20 protein-coding genes are annotated in these 18,895 nt (G+C 57.9%); 10 read left to right on the top strand and 10 right to left on the bottom strand.

Annotated features, from left to right (window positions below; genetic code table 11):
* Position 1: 1 nt before the first annotated feature.
* Complete coding sequence (locus VSQ83_RS15105; protein ID WP_133076128.1) at positions 2 to 1,234, bottom strand: 3-methyl-2-oxobutanoate dehydrogenase (2-methylpropanoyl-transferring) subunit alpha; 1,233 nt, start codon at positions 1,232 to 1,234, stop codon at positions 2 to 4.
* Positions 1,235 to 1,440: 206 nt separating this feature from the next.
* Between VSQ83_RS15105 and bkdR the strand changes: the two genes are divergently transcribed.
* Positions 1,441 to 1,929, top strand: a complete 489-nt coding sequence (gene bkdR, locus VSQ83_RS15100; RefSeq protein WP_016781430.1) for a Bkd operon transcriptional regulator BkdR — start codon at positions 1,441 to 1,443, stop codon at positions 1,927 to 1,929.
* A gap of 1 nt (position 1,930) precedes the next feature.
* Here the strand turns inward: bkdR and VSQ83_RS15095 are convergent, their stop codons facing one another.
* The gene (locus VSQ83_RS15095; RefSeq protein ID WP_133076129.1) at positions 1,931 to 2,476 is read right to left on the bottom strand and encodes a histidine phosphatase family protein; all 546 of its coding nucleotides are present in this window, start codon (positions 2,474 to 2,476) and stop codon (positions 1,931 to 1,933) included.
* 117 nt (positions 2,477 to 2,593) lie between these two features.
* On the opposite strand from VSQ83_RS15095, the gene copC reads away from it, so the two are divergent.
* Together copC and copD are read left to right on the top strand one after the other, a co-directional pair.
* Positions 2,594 to 2,968: a copper homeostasis periplasmic binding protein CopC gene (gene copC / locus VSQ83_RS15090; RefSeq protein ID WP_219261068.1), complete on the top strand. Its 375-nt coding sequence runs from the start codon at positions 2,594 to 2,596 to the stop codon at positions 2,966 to 2,968.
* Between the two features lie 4 nt (positions 2,969 to 2,972).
* Positions 2,973 to 3,824: a copper homeostasis membrane protein CopD gene (gene copD, locus VSQ83_RS15085; protein WP_326427725.1), complete on the top strand. Its 852-nt coding sequence runs from the start codon at positions 2,973 to 2,975 to the stop codon at positions 3,822 to 3,824.
* 17 nt (positions 3,825 to 3,841) lie between these two features.
* Here the strand turns inward: copD and lpxO are convergent, their stop codons facing one another.
* The 8 genes from lpxO to VSQ83_RS15045 all read right to left on the bottom strand — a co-directional run bounded on the left by lpxO (position 3,842) and on the right by VSQ83_RS15045 (position 11,491).
* Positions 3,842 to 4,741 carry a lipid A hydroxylase LpxO gene (gene lpxO, locus VSQ83_RS15080; RefSeq protein ID WP_326427133.1) on the bottom strand — a complete coding sequence of 300 codons (900 nt, stop codon included), beginning with the start codon at positions 4,739 to 4,741 and terminating at the stop codon, positions 3,842 to 3,844.
* 168 nt (positions 4,742 to 4,909) lie between these two features.
* On the bottom strand, positions 4,910 to 5,863 hold the full coding sequence (locus VSQ83_RS15075; protein ID WP_133076134.1) for a PfkB family carbohydrate kinase: 954 nt from the start codon (positions 5,861 to 5,863) through the stop codon (positions 4,910 to 4,912).
* The gene (locus VSQ83_RS15070; protein WP_133076135.1) at positions 5,856 to 7,319 is read right to left on the bottom strand and encodes a purine-cytosine permease family protein; all 1,464 of its coding nucleotides are present in this window, start codon (positions 7,317 to 7,319) and stop codon (positions 5,856 to 5,858) included. The genes VSQ83_RS15075 and VSQ83_RS15070 overlap by 8 nt, the downstream gene beginning before the upstream one ends.
* A 96-nt stretch (positions 7,320 to 7,415) precedes the next feature.
* Positions 7,416 to 8,420, bottom strand: coding sequence for an ADP-ribosylglycohydrolase family protein (locus VSQ83_RS15065; protein ID WP_219261071.1), 1,005 nt, complete (start codon positions 8,418 to 8,420; stop codon positions 7,416 to 7,418).
* A complete protein-coding gene (locus VSQ83_RS15060) occupies positions 8,417 to 9,130 on the bottom strand; it encodes a GntR family transcriptional regulator (protein ID WP_133076139.1) in 714 nt (237 codons plus the stop codon). Before VSQ83_RS15060 ends, VSQ83_RS15065 begins: the two co-directional genes overlap by 4 nt.
* 158 nt (positions 9,131 to 9,288) lie before the next feature.
* Entirely contained in the window at positions 9,289 to 9,978 is a 690-nt protein-coding gene (locus VSQ83_RS15055; protein WP_326427132.1) for an endonuclease I family protein, read from the bottom strand.
* Positions 9,979 to 9,982: 4 nt separating this feature from the next.
* Positions 9,983 to 10,234 (bottom strand): DUF1654 domain-containing protein, encoded by a 252-nt coding sequence (locus VSQ83_RS15050; protein WP_326427131.1) that lies wholly within the window; start codon positions 10,232 to 10,234, stop codon positions 9,983 to 9,985.
* Between the two features lie 174 nt (positions 10,235 to 10,408).
* Positions 10,409 to 11,491, bottom strand: a complete 1,083-nt coding sequence (locus tag VSQ83_RS15045) for an asparaginase (protein ID WP_133076143.1) — start codon at positions 11,489 to 11,491, stop codon at positions 10,409 to 10,411.
* A gap of 441 nt (positions 11,492 to 11,932) precedes the next feature.
* Here VSQ83_RS15045 and VSQ83_RS15040 point away from each other — a divergent pair, with 441 nt between their 5' ends.
* The 7 genes from VSQ83_RS15040 to VSQ83_RS15010 are packed head-to-tail and all read left to right on the top strand — an operon-like array spanning position 11,933 to position 18,894.
* A complete protein-coding gene (locus VSQ83_RS15040) occupies positions 11,933 to 12,886 on the top strand; it encodes a sugar ABC transporter substrate-binding protein (protein WP_133076144.1) in 954 nt (317 codons plus the stop codon).
* 55 nt (positions 12,887 to 12,941) lie between these two features.
* Positions 12,942 to 14,498: a sugar ABC transporter ATP-binding protein gene (locus tag VSQ83_RS15035; RefSeq protein WP_326427130.1), complete on the top strand. Its 1,557-nt coding sequence runs from the start codon at positions 12,942 to 12,944 to the stop codon at positions 14,496 to 14,498.
* Complete coding sequence (locus VSQ83_RS15030; protein ID WP_326427129.1) at positions 14,495 to 15,472, top strand: ABC transporter permease; 978 nt, start codon at positions 14,495 to 14,497, stop codon at positions 15,470 to 15,472. Before VSQ83_RS15035 ends, VSQ83_RS15030 begins: the two co-directional genes overlap by 4 nt.
* A 3-nt stretch (positions 15,473 to 15,475) precedes the next feature.
* Positions 15,476 to 16,510 (top strand): LacI family DNA-binding transcriptional regulator, encoded by a 1,035-nt coding sequence (locus VSQ83_RS15025; RefSeq protein WP_326397696.1) that lies wholly within the window; start codon positions 15,476 to 15,478, stop codon positions 16,508 to 16,510.
* 10 nt (positions 16,511 to 16,520) lie between these two features.
* Entirely contained in the window at positions 16,521 to 17,441 is a 921-nt protein-coding gene (gene rbsK, locus VSQ83_RS15020; RefSeq protein WP_326427128.1) for a ribokinase, read from the top strand.
* A complete protein-coding gene (gene rbsD / locus VSQ83_RS15015) occupies positions 17,438 to 17,842 on the top strand; it encodes a D-ribose pyranase (RefSeq protein ID WP_133076149.1) in 405 nt (134 codons plus the stop codon). The genes rbsK and rbsD overlap by 4 nt, the downstream gene beginning before the upstream one ends.
* Positions 17,843 to 17,865: 23 nt before the next feature.
* Complete coding sequence (locus tag VSQ83_RS15010; RefSeq protein ID WP_219261075.1) at positions 17,866 to 18,894, top strand: nucleoside hydrolase; 1,029 nt, start codon at positions 17,866 to 17,868, stop codon at positions 18,892 to 18,894.
* Position 18,895: the final 1 nt, after the last annotated feature.

The raw sequence follows: 18,895 nt of genomic DNA, 5'->3' as shown, positions 1-18,895 counted from the left end.
GTTATAACCCCAATTCCTGACGTTGCCGACGTAAATGCTCGGGCATTTCCTTGTACACGTCCTCGAACATTGTCGCGGCGCTGGGTATTTGACCGCCGGCCAGGGTGCCGAAACGCTCGGCTTCCTTTTGCGCGCCAATGATTTCGGCTTCGAGTTCAGCACTGACCGCAGCGTGCTCTTCTTCCGACCAGTTGCCGGTGGCAATCAGGTGCTGCTTGAGACGAATAATCGGATCGCCCAGCGGGAAGTGGCTCCAGTCATCGGCAGGACGGTACTTGGATGGGTCGTCAGAAGTGGAGTGCGGGCCTGCGCGATAGGTGACCCACTCGATCAGGGTCGGCCCCAGATTGCGTCGGGCCCGCTCGGCAGCCCAGGCCGAGGCGGCGTACACCGCGATAAAGTCGTTGCCATCAACCCGCAGCGAAGCAATGCCGCAGCCCACACCGCGCCCGGCGAAGGTGGTGGACTCGCCGCCGGCAATGGCCTGGAAGGTCGAAATGGCCCACTGGTTATTCACCACGTTGAGGATCACCGGGGCGCGGTAGACGTGGGCGAAGGTGAGGGCGGTGTGGAAGTCGGATTCGGCAGTGGCGCCGTCGCCAATCCAGGCTGAGGCGATTTTGGTGTCGCCCTTGATCGCCGAGGCCATGCCCCAGCCAACGGCTTGTACGAACTGGGTCGCCAGGTTGCCCGAAATGCTGAAAAAGCCGTAGTCGCGTACCGAATACATGATCGGCAATTGCCGACCCTTGAGCGGATCGCGTTCGTTGGACAGCAATTGACAGATCAGGTCGACCAGGGGTACGTCCCGGGCCATCAAAATGCTTTGCTGGCGATAGGTCGGGAAGCACATATCGTCGATATTCAAGGCCAGGGCCTGGGCGCTGCCGATGGCCTCTTCGCCAAGGCTCTGCATATAGAACGACATTTTCTTCTGGCGCTGGGCGACCACCATGCGGGTGTCGAAAATGCGGGTCTTGAGCATGGCGCGCATGCCCGCACGCAACACGTCGGTTGAAACGCCTTCGGCCCACGGGCCAAGGGCTTGCCCCTGATCATCGAGCACGCGAATCAGGCCCTTGGCCAAATCAGCCGTGTCGGCAGGTTCCACGTCGATGGGGGGTTTGCGTACCAGACCTGCATCGGTCAGGCGCAGGTAACTGAAGTCGGTCTTGCAGCCTGGGCGGCCAGACGGTTCGGGAACGTGCAGGCGCAGCGGTGCATATTCATTCATGGCTTTCTCTACGCTCGATCTTGTCGTGTTTATTAGGCGCGGGAGCTAGGTGAAACGTCGAAGATCTGTCTGATATAAGACCAAGATCTTGTCCTACAACAATCATATTCCTGACGCTGAAGAATATTTCTCTGTAGTTCGTTGTGCTTTGAAGTATTTAAGGATAAGAATTCTTTATAAACATAAAAAACAGGTGTTTTTATCTCATGCGTAAGCTGGATCGAACGGATATCGGGATTCTCAACAGCCTTCAGCAGAATGCGCGCATCACCAATGCGGACCTTGCGCGCTCGGTCAATCTGTCGCCGACGCCGTGCTTCAACCGGGTCAAGGCGATGGAAGAGCGCGGCCTGATCCGTGAGCAGGTGACTTTGCTCGACGCCGATATGCTGGGGTTGCACGTCAATGTATTTATCCATGTCAGCCTGGAGAAACAGGTCGAAGAGGCCCTGCAGCATTTTGAAGCGGCGATTTCCGATCGCCATGAAGTCATGGAGTGCTATTTGATGGCAGGCGACCCGGACTATCTGATCCGGGTGCTGGTGCCCAGTATTCAGGCACTGGAGCGCTTCATGATGGACTTTTTGACCAAGGTTCCGGGTGTGGCCAATATCCGTTCAAGCTTCGCCCTCAAACAGGTGCGCTACAAAACCGCCTTGCCGCTGCCACCGGGCGGGCTAACGCTGGAGGAGTGATTCAAACCCGCAGCCGCCAGCGTTCATTGAAGCGCAGGTCAACCACCGACAGCGGTTCTACGTCAATCAGGTTGAAGGAGGACGTGTCCGCTGCGAGTGCATGCAAAATGGCGGCACGGATCACAAAGGGATGAGTCACCACGGCAAAGTGGCCCTCTTCGCGAAACTCATCGAGCCAGGCGCTGACGCGCAGGCAAAGGTCTTGCACGGACTCGCCGCCGTGGGGCACTGAAAACGGGTTGTTGATCCAGTTTGTGAGGACTTGCGGCATGCTCTGTTGCAGGTCCGACAGACGCAGCCCCTGCCAGTCGCCGACATCGTAGTCTCCCAGGGCGGGTACGATTTCTATTTCGCCGCCCAGGGCCTGGGCAGTTTGCAAGGTCCGGGTTTCGGGCGCACAGAGTATGCGTACCGGTTTTTTCAGCCTCGCACTCAGTTCGGCTGCCAGCAGCAAGCCTTTTGGTTCTGCCGGTTCATCCAGTGCGAAGCGGCCCAGGCGCTGGGCTTCAGTGCGGGCGTGACAGATAAAACTCAGGCGTGTGGGCATGCTGGGATCCTTGCGGGGGAGGCGTCGGGTCTGGTTCCGGGTTGTTGCGTGCGCTCGCCCTTCAATCAGTTTAGGCGAGTATTATGACCGCGTATTTCACTCTCAAGGTACTGTGCAATGGCTGCTGCTCTAATGAAAAAAGTCCTCAATACCGCTGCATTGCTGACACTGATGGCCGGTGCCAGCGCGGCGTTTGCCCATGCCCATCTGGAACAGTCGACGCCCGCTGCCGGTAGCACCGTCAACCGTGCCAGCGAACTGCGTTTGGTCTTTACCGAGGGTGTGGAGCAGGCGTTCACCAAGGTCGTTGTGACCCGTGACCAGGCGCCGGTTGCAGTGAGCAGCATCAAGACCGAGCCTGCCAACAAGAAAGTTCTGATCGTGACCCCGGCCCAGCCGCTGCCAGCGGGCACCTATCAGGTGAAGTGGAATGCAGTGTCGGTCGACACTCACAAAAGCACCGGCGATTACAGCTTTACGGTGAGCAACTGAGTTGATTGTCAGTGAAATGGTCATCTGCCGTTTTGTGCATTTTTGCGCTGTGCTGCTGATGTTCGGGGCCTGTGCTTTCAGGCCCTTGCTGTTGGGTGCCTGGCCATCAGTCGAGATTGATCAACAGCTGCGCAAGGTCAATCGCGTCCTGGCATGGGTCGGGCTTGGCAGTGGCGTGGCCTGGCTACTGTTGACCACCCATTCGATGGCCGGTAGCTGGCCCGAAACCCTGGAGCCCGCCACGTTGTGGCTGGTGCTGGGCAGCACGTTTTTCGGGCAGGTCTGGGCCTTTCATCTGGTGTTCTGCGTTCTGTTGCTGATCACCTTGTATGCCCCCGTCCGTTTTTACCTCACAGGGTTGCTGAGCCTGTTGCTGCTGGCCACGTTGGCGCCGGTTGGTCACGGCGCGATGCTGGATGGCTGGCGCGGTCAATTGTTGATGCTCAATCAACTGATTCACCTGCTGTGTGTCGCCACCTGGCTGGGTGGCCTGATGGGGTTGCTGCTGATCCTTGGACGCCCGGCCGGGCAAGCCGTGACCACGGTTTTGCATCGCTTCAGCAACCTGGGGTTTGTGCTGGTTGCCGGGATCATTCTGACCGGGCTGATCAACACCCGGGTGTTGACCGGAGCGTTCTGGCTCACGCCATTGTTTGAAGGGTTCGCACTGATCCTGTTGATCAAAGTGACTCTGGTGGGGGTGATGCTGCTGCTGGCGCTGTTCAATCTGGTCATGAGCCGCCTGGGGCACATCGCAATGTTGCGCAGCAGTGTTGCCTTTGAGTGGCTGTTTGGACTGGCGGCAGTGGCAGCGGTTTCGTTGCTTGGCACTTTGCCGCCGTTGGTGGTGGGTTAAGTACGGCGGCTACAAGCCTAGACCAGTAAAAAAATGGCCAGCAAACCGCCAAACACCAGCCATTTCTCCAGGTAGTAACGTGCGCGGTTGCGCTTTTTCAGCTCCTTGCCGCGCAGGCGGATCTTGTACAGCCGGGTAAACGCGCGGTTCAGGCCACCGGTTTTATCACTGGCACCGTTGGGTGAGCTGGCAGAGGCCATGACCGTGCGGCTGAACCACTGATTGAAGGCGCTGGCCCAGGGATATTTCATCGGGCGCTCGACATCGCAGAACAGGATGATGCGGTTCTTGTCGGTGGTGTTTTCGGCGTAATGAATAAAGGTTTCGTCAAACATCACGACTTCGCCGTCACGCCAGACGTAGCTCTGGCCGTCGACATTGATATGGCAGCCCGGATCATTCGGTGTGTCCAGGCCCAAATGAAACCGCAGCGAGCCTGCATAAGGGTCGCGGTGGCGTACCAGTTTCGAGCCGGGTGGCAACTCGGCAAACATGGCGGCCTTGACGGTTCCAATGCCGTTGAGCAACTCAATGGTTCGCGGGCACAGTTCGATCGCTGACGGGTGATTGTCGCCGTACCACTTCAGATAAAACCGCTTCCAGCCACTTTTGAAGAACGAATTGAACCCCACGTCGTTCGGCTGTTCGGAGCGTTTGATCTGGCCCGCTTGCATCAGGTTTCGCGCTTCCTCGCGGATCTCCTGCCAATGGGCTTGCAGGGGCTGCAATTCGGGGAAGTCTGAAGGTTTGAGGTACGGCTGGCTCGGTACTTTGGAGAACAGGTACAGAAAGCAGTTGATGGGTGCCAGAAAGGTGGAGTGATCGCTCAGCTGACGTCCCAGCTTATGGCGCACAGAGCCCCGCAGGTGGACATAGGCGATGGACAAAACATAGACAGCAATAATGATGAGTTTCAAAAGTATCGTCACAAGTCAGGTGAAACGCAGCCCTGCATACACGCAAGTCGCCCGACATCCTGTAGGAGTTATCGGGCGCTGGTGTCGCTTGATGGGAGCCAAGGCGTAAGGTTAGTGCAGCACTTTGCGCATTTTCCAGCTTTTCATGATCTTTTTGAACATATCTGCTTACAGTCTTTGGTCGTGTTGCGGGTAGGGGTTTTCTATTTTTCTCAGGAAAGCATCCACCTCGTCGGCGCCCGGTGCTGTGGCGGGGCCGTGGCGGGTGACGGCCAGCGCTGCTGCGGTATTGGCCCGTGTAGCCGCATGCGCCGAGCTGCAACCGGCCGCCAATGAGGCAATCATCACGCCGGCATGGGTGTCTCCGGCACCGTTGCTGTCGACGGCCTGTACCTTGAATCCGGCCATGTGCTGCGGGCCGTGGCCCTCGTTGATCCAGCAGCCCTGCGGCCCATCGCGCACAACCGTGAGGCACTGGTTGGGCAGGCGTGCAGGCAGGAGGGTCAGGGCGTCCGCCAGGGAGGAACTGTTGGTGAAGACCTGAGCTTCGCTCCGATTGCTGGTCCAGAGGTCGAGGCGGGGCAACAGGAGGTTGAGCAGGTGTGGATCGATATCGGCCAGTAAGGGACCGGGGTCGAACGACAGATGTACGCTGGGGGACAAGCCCTGTATCCAGCTCAATAGCGGCCTGGCCTTGTCTGGATGGAGCAGGCTGTAACCGCTGACATACACGTAGTCGTCAGGCTGGACGGTGACGTGATCCAGGTCCTGGGCGGATAACCCGCCTTCGGCACCGATGCAGGAAATAAATGTGCGCTCAGCGCTGGCTTCAGTGAGGGCTACGCACAGTCCGGTGTCCTTGTGCGGGTCGATGGGCAAGGCCATCTGTATGCCTTCGGTCTTCATGGCCTGGCGGGCCAGCTCACCGAACTGGCCCTTGCCATGACGCCCCAGGTACACAGTCTGTAGTCCATTGCGCTGGGCCGCGGCCATCACGTTGAAACCGCCGCCTGCGTGAAAGCGGGCGCTGTGGGCCAATGTATCGCCACCGGAACGGGGCAGAGTGTCGAGTGCCATTGCCAGATCGACGATGACCTGGCCGGTATGCAGCAATCTAGACATGGGCGTTATCCGATGCAGGTTGGCGACGGTCTTTGGCACCGCCCAGCAATGCGTACAAGCCACCAGCCACGACGAATGTCACGACCCAGCCCAAACCGTTATGACCCAACCAGGAGTCGGCCAGTGGTCCGACAAACCAGTCTGCGTCACTGCTGCCCACACGGGTAAAGCAAAAGCCCAGTACCAGGGCCAGCGCCCATGCTCCCAATGCTCTCCATTCAATGCCGCCGTTGTACCAGTAGGCGCTGTTGGCGCTGACGTCCAGCAGGTCCTTGGCGCTGTAGTACTGGCGGTGAACAAGGTCGATGACAAAGATGGCCACCCAGGCAGTAATCGGGATGGCGGTGAGTGAGATAAAGGTGATGAAGGGGCCGTAAAAGCTGCCAGCAAACAACATGAAGTAAATCGAGCCACAAGAAATCGCCACGATATCGACGACGACGGCCTGAACCCGTTTGATCTTCACTCCCAGGGTCAAGGTGGTCAGGCCTGCCGAATACACTGACAGATGGTTGGACAGTAACAGGCCGCCAAATGCGCTTAGCAGGTAGGGAATGGCCATCCAGGAGGGCAGCATGTTGCGGATCGCGGCAATAGGGTCGGTGGCGGAAGCCAGGTCGTGGTTGCCGACAGACAGCAAGCCGCCAAGGGTAATCAGCAACACCAGTGGGATCCCGGCCCCCCAGGCCGCGCAGGCGACCAGTTGCGAGGCGCTGACGCTGCGCTTCTGGTAGCGCGACATGTCAGCCCCGGCGTTGGCCCAGCCAATGCCGGTGCCAGCAGCCATGATGCCGATCCCGATAATGACCGCGCTCATGGGGGCAGGGCGGGTGTTGAATACGCTTTGCCAGTCGATGGTGGCGCACAGAAAACCGCCAACCAGCAAGTTGAGCGCGCCGAACACGTAGGTTGCCCATTTCTGGATCAGCAGCAGCGTTGCATGCCCCAGTCCGGAAACGCTTAGGGTCAGCAGCGTGAAAATGCCGATAAACAGCAGGGTAAGCCCCGGTGCGTTTTTGGCTTGTGCAGGGGTGTCGAATACGATGGAGGACAGTGCAAGCAGCACGAATGCGGCGGTAGTGGTGTTCACTGTTTCCCACCCTATACGTGAAATCAGTGAAACCAGTGTGGGGCCAATATTGCCACGTACCCCGAAGATCGCTCGCGACAGCGTCAGGCTTGGTGCTCGGCCCCGTCGTCCGGCAATGGAGATCACGCCGACCACGGCAAACGAGCCGGCAGCACCGATCAGGGCGACGATGACGACCTGCCAAATGGCCAGTTGATGAAAGGCCACCAGAGTCGCACCCAGTGGCAAGCCGAGAATGCTGATATTGGCTGCAAACCAGACCCAGAACAGTTGCAGGGGGTTGCCGTGGCACTCATTTTCGGGAACGGGCTCTATGCCGCGTGTTTCCAGTTGCCCGGCACTGTGCCCGGCGTTAGGAGGTGTCATGGAGAGTGGCTCCTGATGCGGTTGTTCTCGTTATCAGCAGGGTGTGTCCAGGGCTGGACTGCAAGGCCAGTCGCTTTGCTGATCTAGGCAGGCTGCTTATGGGTTACGAAGGGCCAGCAGTTGGTGGACCAACGGTTCCAGTTGCAGGCTGTTGACCTCGGTGATCTGTTCGATCAGCGCCGCTGGCCAATGATCCAGACCACCACAGGCGCCCAGCATGGCGCCGAGAATGGCGGCAATGGTGTCGGTGTCGCCGCCAAGGCTGGCGGCCATGCACAGGGCGTCAAAACTGCTCATGCTGGCGTTTGCCACGCGCTGTGCGAGGGCGAACGCTGCGACGACAGATTCCTGGGATGCGACTGATGTGCCGATCACGTCATACAACAAGTCGCCAATATTGTCAGGGTTGCACTCGGTACTTGCGTGTCTGGCCCAGCGAATGCGCGGGCCCATGCGGCCGCCCGCAACCCAGTGGCCGTGATGCTCGGCGATGAACGCCATTTCGGTGCCCGCATTGAGGGCGTGCTCCAGTTTTTTGCCATTGATCCCGCTGGAGACCACGGCGGCGACGGCGGCTGCGCTGGCAATCCCCAGACTGGTGTTGTGAGTGACCTGGCACGCCTGAATAACGGTTTTGATAAAACGTTCCGGATGGGAAATATCGCTGGCGATACCCACCGGGGCGATTCGCATGGCGGCGCCGTTGGTGGTGCCGTAGCGGCCTGACTCTTCGGGGCTGTGGCCCGCGAGGATCATCTCTATCGCGCGCTTGGTGGAGGGCCCGAGCAGGTCTTGAGAGCCTTTGGCCTGCATGGCGGACTCCCAACTGATCAGGCGCCGGGCAAGCTGGTCGGGGTCAATGCTGCCTTTGCCTTCCACCAGTAATTGCGCCACCAGAATGGCTTGCTCGGTGTCGTCGGTGATTGAGCCCGCCACCATGCCCGGCGCAATGGGTTGATCGGCCGGGGCGTTTTCAAGTGTCGTGATGTGCCCGAACCGGGCCACAATCTGCCCCCGACTGAATGACTGGGTCGGCATGCCCAGTGCGTCACCCAGTGCCAGGCCGTAAAACGCGCCAAGCGCCCGGTCAGTGGGCGTCATGTGGGCGTTCCAAACGAGTGGTACATGCGAAAGTGCACCGGATCAAGCCAGCTTTCGACCAGTTCCATGAAACGTCCGTGGCGGTCGTAAGTGGTGCGCAGGGCCTTGAGGAAAACGGTTCCGGCAGGGCGTCCAAGCAATAGCGCGTCTTCTTCATTGAGAGGTTCGGCGCCAATCCATTGATCGCCCCGGTCGCCGACAAAGCCGTAGGCCGCCAGGGTGATGGTGAGCGAGTCGTCGATCAGCCCTACTCGTGGCAGGCCTTCCAGGCCGCCCGTGGCGGGCATGAAGGAGCGCTCCAGCGAAATCGCGGTGCCATCGTCCCGACGGCGTCGTCGCTCCAGGATGACAAACTGACTCAAGCCCAATTGATGGAGCAGATCCGGGCGCTCGATGGCCTCAAGTCGAAGCAGTTCTGTGTGGATGCGGGCGCCCGTATTGGCCAGCGCCTGGGTCCAGCCGTTGTTTTGGTCCAGCGTAATACCGTCATACGTGACGATGGCGCCGCCTTCTGTTCGCGTAGCGATATATTTTCGCCTTTCCAGTTCGGCCAGTGCTGCGCGCAACGTGCTGTGGCTGACCCGCAGTTCTTGAGCTAATTGGTCTTCTCCCGGTAGCAGATGTCCGTCTGCCAGGAGCCCGCTTTCGATACGATGGACGAGTTCGTCGACCACCCGTTGTTTTTTAGTAAATCGAACCTGTTTGATCATCCCGCAAGTAATAGCTCAGCAATGCAGGTTCGGCAATGTGCGCCCCCCTGAAAAAGCCATAATTCATTGGCTGTTGGTGGACATTCAATGGCAGGAGAAACGCCTTGAGCCTGCGCTGACATCAGGGCTCAAGGCTGTTGCAGTCGAGCAGAGGGGTTTCAGCCACAGGCCTTGAGGTTGACCGGGCCAACGAACTCGTTGCCGCGACCCATCACGCATGCCACCGCCTGATTGCGCTGACGCTCCCAGGACTGAACGGGATAGGACTTGTCCCAGGCTTCGTAGAGCTGCCGGTCCTGCTTTGAAAGGCGCAAGTTATAGCGCTTGCTCATGTAGAAGTAGGTACGAGCGATCATGCCGCGAATGTTGGGGCGGGGCATGACCTTTTTGGATTTGAAATCGACCTGTGTCAGGCACGAACCATACTGGCCCTTTTTCTCGGGCAGCCAGCCAAAGCTGAAGTTGCTTCTATCCCCGTTAACCTCGCCAATGCTGGGCACCAGGTTGTGCAGGTCAGCTTCGGCCACTTTGAATACAGGGTCGTGACGGGTGCAGTTTTTCCGCCCGCCACTTTGCCAGCACTGGCGCTGATGACCGATTTGCCAGGCAGGAACGATATGTTCCCACTCGATACGAGCAGCACGGTTGGCATTTTTGCGTGGGACGTAGCCGCAGGCTTTCAGGTCGATGCGGTTGCCGTTGTATTTGCAACCGCAGTAAAACTCGGTGGACTGGGGTGCGTAGAGTTTCCAGGCGACTTTTTTGGCTTCGCTGAAGGTTTGTGGGGCAGCAGCATGTGCGCTTGCAACGGTAAAAAGACTGACCAGTGCCAGTAAACAAAACCTCATTGACTCAGTCTTCCTCAAGCACGGTCCAGAAAATATTGACGCTGCCATCATCGCGATGGGCAACGGTGACGTTGTCGTTTTCGGAAATTTCTTCCAGCAGGCGTTCCCAGAACTCGGGATTGTCGCCTTCGAGTCGATCAAGCACCGCCATTTTGTCTTTTTGGGCTTTGGGCGAACTGATGATTTTTTGTATGCGTGCGCCGAAGATTTCGTAGGGGCTCGGTAGGGTAGGCGCTTTCGCCGCTTTTTTAGCCATGATGCGATCCTTGGTGTGCTGTATGCGCATACAGTATTTAACTGTGTAAGATTTGGCAACTGTTTGGTGCGCGGGCGGGTACATCCGGTGGTTATTCAGCGCCAAATAAAAAGGCCGCCTCCCGGGGGGAGACGGCCTTTTCGAGTTCAAACCGCGAGCGCTGACGCGTGCGACTCAGTACTCCCAGAACATCCGCTGCAGCTCTTTGCTGTCCTGGGTCTTGGTCAGTGCGACCATCGCCAGGATGCGGGCTTTCTGTGGGTTCAGGTCGTGGGCTACAACCCAATCGTTTTTGTCGTCAGGCTGTTCTGCGTTACGCAGTACGAACCCGCCGTTGTTTACGTGGGAAGAGCGAATGATCTGTACGCCATCCTTGCGCAGTGCTTGCAAGGCCGGAACAACGCGGGAAGATACCGAACCGTTGCCGGTGCCCGCGTGGATGATGGCTTTGGCGCCGGATTGTGCCAATGCCTTGTAGGCGGTGTCATCGACGTTGCCATAGGAGTAGGCGATGCCTACGTTTGGCAGGCTCTTGATGTCTTTAATGTCGAATTCCGAATCCATGGTGTGACGCTTGGCTGGCAAGCGGAACCAGTAGGATTTGCCTTCAACGACCATGCCCAGTGGGCCCCAAGGGCTCTTGAATGCTTCGGTCTTGATGTTGATGGATTTGCTGACATCACGGCCGGACTGGATTTCGTCGTTCATGGTGACCAGTACGCCTTTGCCACGGGCGTCTTTACTGCCGGCAACGGCAACGGCGTTGTACAGGTTCAGCATGCCGTCAGCCGACATGGCGGTGCCCGGACGCATGGAGCCGACCACGACGATTGGCTTGTCGGTTTTTTCGACCAGGTTCAGGAAGTAAGCGGTTTCTTCCAGGGTGTCGGTGCCGTGGGTGATAACGATGCCGTCGACATCATCGCTGTCAGCCAGCTCGGCTACACGGCGGCCCAATTGCAGCAGGTTTTCGTTGGTGATGCTCTCGGATGCAATTTGCATCACCTGCTCGCCACGAACGTTTGCCAGTTGGCTCAGCTCGGGAACACCGGCAATCAGTTTGTCGATACCCACTTTGGCAGCGGTGTACGTTGCGCTGTTTGCAGCGCTTGCGCCTGCACCGGCAATGGTGCCGCCTGTAGCAAGAATGACGACATTGGGCTTGGTGGCGGTTTCTTGCGCCTGAGCAATCGTTGGCAGTGCAAGCAGAAGGGCCAGTGCGCCCGGAACGATGGTTTTCAACACAGCATTTTTCATTGTTTTTTCTCTTATTAGTGAGTGTGCCGGTGTTCGCACACTAAACACGGCACAAGTGATCCATTGGCCGTGAGCGGTGTAGGGGAGCATTATTTATGCCAGTACACGCTCGCTCGGCATCTATGATAAGCCGTTGATTTATAAGGTAAAAATAAACGCATGAAATTTTTTGTATTGAATTGGTACGGTTTCCCGAACAAAAAAGGTTTTTGCGTTCGGAGATTCGAATGACCGCCGGTCTGGCATCGTCCTTTTTTCACATTGACAAATAACAGCCGGCTTTCCATAGTGAGGTTCAAGCAAACGTTTGCGCGGCGTTTTTTGAACCAGCCCTGGCAGGTTCATGAATCATGACCTATTGCCAGTCACACGGCTTTTGGCAGTCAGGCGTAGCGCGAGCAGGACGTTGCTCACAATAATCATAAGATCGGAGTTACTTCCATGAAGCTGCCATTTGCTGGACGCCTCCTCGCTGTCGCCATGCTGGCTGCGGCATCCCTTACCCTCCCTGTCGCTTATGCGGATACGCCTGAAAAACCCAAAGTCGGGCTGGTGATGAAGTCGTTGGCAAACGAGTTCTTTGTCACGATGCAAAAGGGTGGTGAGGACTATCAAAAAGCCCATGCGGCCAGTTTCGACCTGGTCTCCAACGGGATCAAGAACGAAACCGACACAGCAGGCCAGATCGACATCATCAATCAGATGATCATCGCCAAGGTCGATGCGCTGGTGATTGCACCGGCGGACTCCAAGGCTTTGGTATCGGCCATCAAGAAAGCCAAGGACCGCGGGATCGTGGTGGTCAACATTGACAACCAGCTGGACCCCGACGTGTTGAAAAGCAAAGGCATCGACGTGCCGTTTGTGGGGCCAAACAACCGCCAGGGCGCCCGTGAAGTGGGTGAGTACCTGGCGACAAAACTCCAGGCGGGCGATGAAGTAGGGATCATTGAGGGTGTATCGACCACCACCAATGCACAAATGCGCACGGCAGGTTTCAAGGACGCCATGACCGCCGCCGGTATGAAAATTGTGCCGGTGCAGTCGGGTAACTGGGAAATCGACGGTGGCAACAAGGTCGCGGCAGGCATGCTCAGCGAGTACCCCAACCTCAAGGCCATCCTCGCGGGTAATGACAGCATGGCACTGGGCGCGGTGTCGGCCATCCGTGCAGCAGGCAAGGTCGGCAAGGTTCAAGTGGTCGGCTATGACAATATCGATGCGATAAAACCGATGCTCAAAGATGGCCGGGTGCTAGCCACGGCCGACCAGGCTGCAGCCAAGCAGGCGGTTTTTGGCATTGAAACCGCGCTCAAGCTGGTCAAGAAAGAGCCGGTTGAAAACCTGAAGGACGGTGTCATCGATACCCCTGTCGAACTGGTCATCAACAAGTAATTCCACTCGGTGTCGCAGGCACCCGTCCGATAGGGCGGGTGCCGGGAGAAATGATATGTCTGCTCCTGATGCCGGCGTGGTCCTCACGGTCAGCGGGATTGGTAAAACGTACACACAGCAGGCGGTGCTGGCCGATATCGATCTGTCGCTGTATCGCGGCGAAGTGCTGGCCTTGACGGGTGAAAATGGCGCCGGAAAAAGCACCCTGTCGAAAATTATCGGTGGCCTGGAAGTTCCGACTCTCGGTCAGATGCAATTCAATGGCCAGGCCTATGCCCCTGGCAGTCGCTCCCACGCCGAGAAGCAGGGCGTGCGCATGGTCATGCAGGAGCTGAACCTGCTGCCCACACTGACAGTGGCGGAAAATCTGTTTCTGGATAACCTGCCCAGCCGCATGGGGTGGATCAGCCGCAAGCAATTACGCACGTCGGCCATTGAGGCCATGGCCCAGGTGGGGCTGGAGGCGATAGATCCCGACACCCTGGTCGGGGAGCTGGGGATTGGCCACCAGCAAATGGTCGAAATCGCCCGCAACCTGATTGGGGACTGTCATGTCCTGATCCTGGATGAGCCCACCGCGATGCTCACGGCCCGTGAAGTTGAAATGCTGTTTGTGCAAATCGAACGGCTTCAGGCCCGCGGCGTGGCGATTGTGTACATCTCCCATCGACTTGAAGAGCTGGCGCGTGTAGCGCAGCGGATTGCCGTACTGCGCGACGGTTGTCTGGTCTGTGTCGAACCCATTGCCGATTACAGCAGCGAGCAACTGGTCAATCTGATGGTGGGCCGTGAGTTGGGAGACCAACTGGATTTGGGGCCGCGCACATTGGGTGAAACGGCCCTCAAAGTGAGTGGGATCGGCCGCTCGAACAAGGTTCAAGATGTCTCGTTTGAAGTAAGACAGGGTGAAATATTTGGTATTTCGGGACTGATCGGGGCAGGGCGCACCGAGCTTTTGCGATTGATCTACGGTGCTGACCTGCCCGATAGCGGTACCGTGGCGGTGGGCTCGCCGACGCGGGTGGTCAGTATCCGCTCGCCGGCTGATGCCGTGAAGCAGGGTATCGCCCTGATTACGGAGGACCGCAAGGGCGAGGGCTTGCTATTGGCCCAGTCGATCAGTGCCAACATCAGCCTGGGCAACATGCACAGTATCTCCAGCACGGGGGTGGTGAATGGTCAGCAGGAAGCCGCGCTGGCCCGGCGCCAGATCGACGCAATGAGGATCCGCAGCAGCGGCCCGGAACAAGTGGTGTCGCAATTGTCCGGCGGCAACCAGCAGAAAGTGGTTATTGGCCGCTGGCTGGAGCGCGATTGTACGGTCCTGCTGTTTGATGAACCCACTCGCGGTATCGACATCGGTGCCAAGTTCGATATTTACCGACTGTTGGGCGAGTTGACGCGCAAAGGCAAGGCGCTGGTCGTGGTGTCGAGCGACCTTCGAGAATTGATGTTGATCTGTGATCGCATCGGCGTGCTGTCTGCGGGGCGTCTGATAGATACCTTCGAGCGTGACAGCTGGAGCCAGGAACAGTTACTGGCAGCAGCCTTTGCCGGTTATCAAAAACGAGATGCGTTGCTCGCAGAAGCCGCGCCAAAGGAAGCCTCATGAAAGCCACCCTCGTGCCGCAAAAAAATGCACACAACTATTACGGAACGGGCACATATCTGGGATTGGCGGGCGCCTTGCTGGCCATGATTATTCTGTTCTCCAGCCTCAGTGATCACTTTTTCTCCTATGACACGTTGAGCACCCTGGCCAATCAGATCCCGGATTTGATGGTGCTGTCTGTGGGCATGACGCTTGTATTGATTATCGGCGGCATCGATTTGTCGGTTGGGTCGGTATTGGCCCTGGCCGCGTCAGCGGTCAGTGTCGCGATTCTGGGCTGGGGCTGGGGCGTGATGCCTGCCGCGTTGCTGGGCATGGGGTGTGCAGCCCTTGCGGGTACGATTACGGGCTCAATTACGGTGGCCTGGAAAATCCCCTCTTTTATTGTGTCGCTGGGGGTGCTGGAGATGGCCCGGGGTGCGGCCTATCAAATGACAGGTTCGCGCACAGCCTATATAGGTGATGCTTTCGCCTGGCTTTCGAACCCGGTTGCCTTCGGGATTTCGCCCTCGTTCATCATTGCATTGCTGATTATCGTGATTGCTCAAGCGGTACTGACACGCACGGTGTTTGGTCGCTACCTGATAGGCATCGGGACCAACGAAGAAGCAGTGCGTCTGGCCGGTATCAATCCCAAGCCCTACAAGATCCTGGTCTTCAGCGTGATGGGATTACTGGCAGGGGTTGCGGCGCTGTTCCAGATCTCCCGGCTGGAGGCTGCGGATCCCAATGCCGGCTCGGGTCTTGAGTTGCAGGTTATTGCGGCGGTGGTGATCGGTGGTACGAGTCTGATGGGCGGGCGTGGCTCGGTCATCAGTACTTTTTTCGGTGTGCTGATTATTTCGGTATTGGCCGCAGGACTCGCTCAAATCGGCGCGACTGAGCCTACGAAGCGTATCATTACCGGTGCTGTCATAGTGATAGCAGTGGTATTGGACACCTACCGCAGTCAACGTGCACAGCGACGGAACTAAGCGATGGCAACTATTAAAGATGTCGCGGCAATGGCGGGCATTTCGTACACGACGGTTTCCCATGTTCTGAATAAAACGCGCCCAGTGAGCGAGCCGGTTCGCTTGAAGGTCGAGGAGGCCATCGCGCGCCTCGACTATGTCCCCAGCGCTGTAGCGCGCTCGTTGAAAGCTAAAACCACGGCGACTATCGGTCTGTTGGTTGCCAATAGCCTGAATCCGTACTTTGCCGAGTTGGCGCGTGGGATTGAGGACTACTGCGAGCGCAACAATTACTGCGTGATTTTGTGCAACTGCGACGACGATCCTGAGAAGCAGCGCAATTACCTGCGGGTACTGCTTGAAAAACGGGTGGACGGCCTGGTGGTCGCTTCTGCCGGTGGCGACTTGGGCATGGCAAGCGGGCTGGTCGGGGTTCGAACGCCGATGGTCATCGTCGACCGCAGCCTTGAGGGTGTCGAGGCTGATCTGGTGCGAATCGATCACGAGCTTGGGGCGTATCTGGCTACACGTCACCTGCTCGACCTGGGGCACCGTGCCATTGCCTGTATTGGTGGGCCGGCAATCACCCGTGTAGCGCAGCTGCGCACGGCCGGGTATCTGCGGGCCTTGGCAGAGGCGGGTGTGATCGCGGATGAGCGCTGGATGGTCGAGAGCGACTTCAGCAGTGTGGGTGGCTATCAGGCCGCTGTCGGCCTGTTGGAGCACAATCGGCCCACGGCTATCTTTGCCTGCAACGACATGATGGGGATTGGTGTATTGCGGGCCGCAGCGGAGCGCAACATCCGGGTGCCGGAACAGTTGTCGGTCATTGGCTTTGATGATGTGCAGATGAGTCGTTATGTCTATCCGTCGTTGACGACGGTCGGGCAGTCGATTCTGCAATTGGGCGAAATGGCAGCACAACTCTTGCTGCGCCGCATTGCATCGCCCGAGCGAGCGGTAGAGCAGCGGATCGTGAAGCCTGACATCGTGTTGCGAGAGTCCACCAGAGCCTATGTCGAGGCACCTTTTAAGTATCCCCAAAATATCAATGGATGAGTGCCGATACATGCAAGCAAATGTAGTGGTGGTTGGCAGTCTGAACATGGATCTGGTCACGCGTACCGAGAGACTGCCTCGCCCGGGAGAAACGGTTTTCGGGCAGTCTTTTGGCACCGTGCACGGAGGCAAGGGCGCGAACCAGGCGGTGGCCGCTTCGCGCCTGGGGGCCCGCGTGGCCATGGTCGGGTGTCTCGGTGGTGACGCCTATGGCGTGCAGTTGCGTGAAGGGCTGCTGGCTGACCGGATTGATTGCCTGGCCGTACGCACCGTGCCCGGTACTGCAAGCGGTGTGGCGCTGATAACGGTCGATGCCGGCAGCCAGAACACGATTGTGGTCGTGGCGGGAGCCAATGGTTGTCTTGAACCTGAAGATATCAAGGCGTGTGATCAGGTGCTGCAAGGCGCGAAAGTACTTGTTTGTCAGCTTGAAGTGCCGATGGAGACTGTCGGCTGCGTCCTTGGTCGTGGGCGAGAACTGGATAAAATCGTGATTCTTAATCCCGCGCCTGCGAGTGGTCCGTTGCCCAAGCACTGGTACGGCGCCATCGATTATCTGATTCCCAATGAAAGTGAAGCCTGGGCGCTGAGTGGCGTGACCGTCGACTCACTTGAATCGGCGGAACTGGCTGCTCGCCGGTTGGTCGAGTTTGGGGCGCGCAAGGTGATTGTGACCCTGGGGGCCAAGGGCGCCCTGTTTGTCAGTGCGCAGCGTGTTGCGCACTTTGCTGCTCCCAAGGTTGAAGCGGTGGATGCCACGGCGGCAGGCGATACATTTGTCGGGGCATTTTCTGCCGGGTTGGCGGCGGGCATGGATCAAGACGACGCCATTCGCTTTGCTCAAGTCGCTGCAGCCTTGTCGGTAACCCGTGCGGGCGCTCAGCCTTCCATTCCCTCATTGCGTGATGTCCAGGGCTTTGCCACACCATGAAAAAAACACCCCTGCTTAATATTGCTTTGTCGCGGCTTGTTGCTTCGCTTGGGCATGGCGACATCGTGGTCATTGCAGATGCCGGATTGCCGGTGCCCAAGGGGGTAGAGCTGATTGATCTGGCTCTGACCCAGGGCATTCCGGATGTCGCCAGTACCTTGCGTACCTTGCTCAGCGAGATGCAGGTGCAAAGCCATGTGTTGGCCAGTGAGCTACTGCTCGCACCTTGTCCGGCTCTCATGTGCATCGAGGCGCTTGCCAGTGCGGGCGAGTTGGGTTCGAGGCTTACGCTTACTCACAGCGCTTTCAAGGAGCTGTGCTTGCAGGCAAAAGTGATCGTTCGTACTGGAGAGTGTCGTCCGTATAGCAATATTGCCCTGGTCTCAGGCGTAACCTTTTGAATGATTTTTACAGGGAGTTGGTCGTGTCGCGCTTTAAACAGATTGTTCAGCCATTGCTAAGGAGTGTCCTTTTCTTGTCCGCCATCACGATCTCAAGTGTTCAAGCCGCAGACACGATTGATTTGATTATCGATACCGATCCCGGTGCTGACGATGTTGTTGCGCTGCTGTTGGCCCTGGCTTCGCCCGAGCAACTGAATGTGCGGGCAATCACAACCGTGGCCGGTAATGTGCGGCTGGACAAGACTTCGCGTAATGCCCGTCTGGCCCGGGAGTGGGCAGGGCGTGAAGACGTGCCTGTTTATGCCGGGGCGCCCAAGCCTTTGGTGCGTTCCCCGATTTATGCCGAGAACATTCATGGTCAGGAAGGTGTGACAGGTGTGCCTGTCCATGAGCCTGCAAAAGGGCTTGAGCCAGCCAATGCGGTTAACTACCTGATCGAGACACTGCGTGCTGCCAAGCCTGGCAGTGTGACCATCGCCATGCTCGGCCCACAGACAAACCTGGCGCTGGCCTTGATCCAGGCGCCTGACATTACTCGGGGAATCAAGGAAGTCGTGGTCATGGGCGGCGCTCACTTCAACGGGGGCAACATTACTCCGGTCGCCGAGTTCAACCTTTATGCTGATCCCCATGCTGCAGAGGTAGTGTTGAAGAGCGGTGTGAAACTGACCTATGTGCCACTTGATGTGACGCACAAGATTCTGACCAGCGAGGCCCGTCTCAAGCAGATCGCGGCGTTGGGCAATACGGCTGGAAAACTGGTCGGCGATATTCTGAATGAATATGTCAAAGGGGATATGGCGCACTACGGATTGCCGGGTGGGCCTGTCCACGATGCCAGTGTTATTGCCTACCTGCTGAATCCGGGGCTGTTTTCCGGGCGTGAGGTCAATCTGGTCGTGGATACCCGTGAAGGCCCCACCTTTGGTCAGACAATTGCTGACTGGTACAACACCTTGAACCAACCCAAAAACGCCTTTTGGGTCGAGAACGGCGACGCGCAAGGTTTTTTCGATTTGCTGACGACGCGCCTGGGCCGGTTGAAGTGAT

The sequence above is a fragment of the Pseudomonas sp. DSV-1 genome (assembly GCF_035830915.1).
GTDB lineage: Bacteria > Pseudomonadota > Gammaproteobacteria > Pseudomonadales > Pseudomonadaceae > Aquipseudomonas.
Note: the sequence above shows the minus strand (reverse complement) of the source record. Positions and strands in the feature narration are given on the sequence as shown.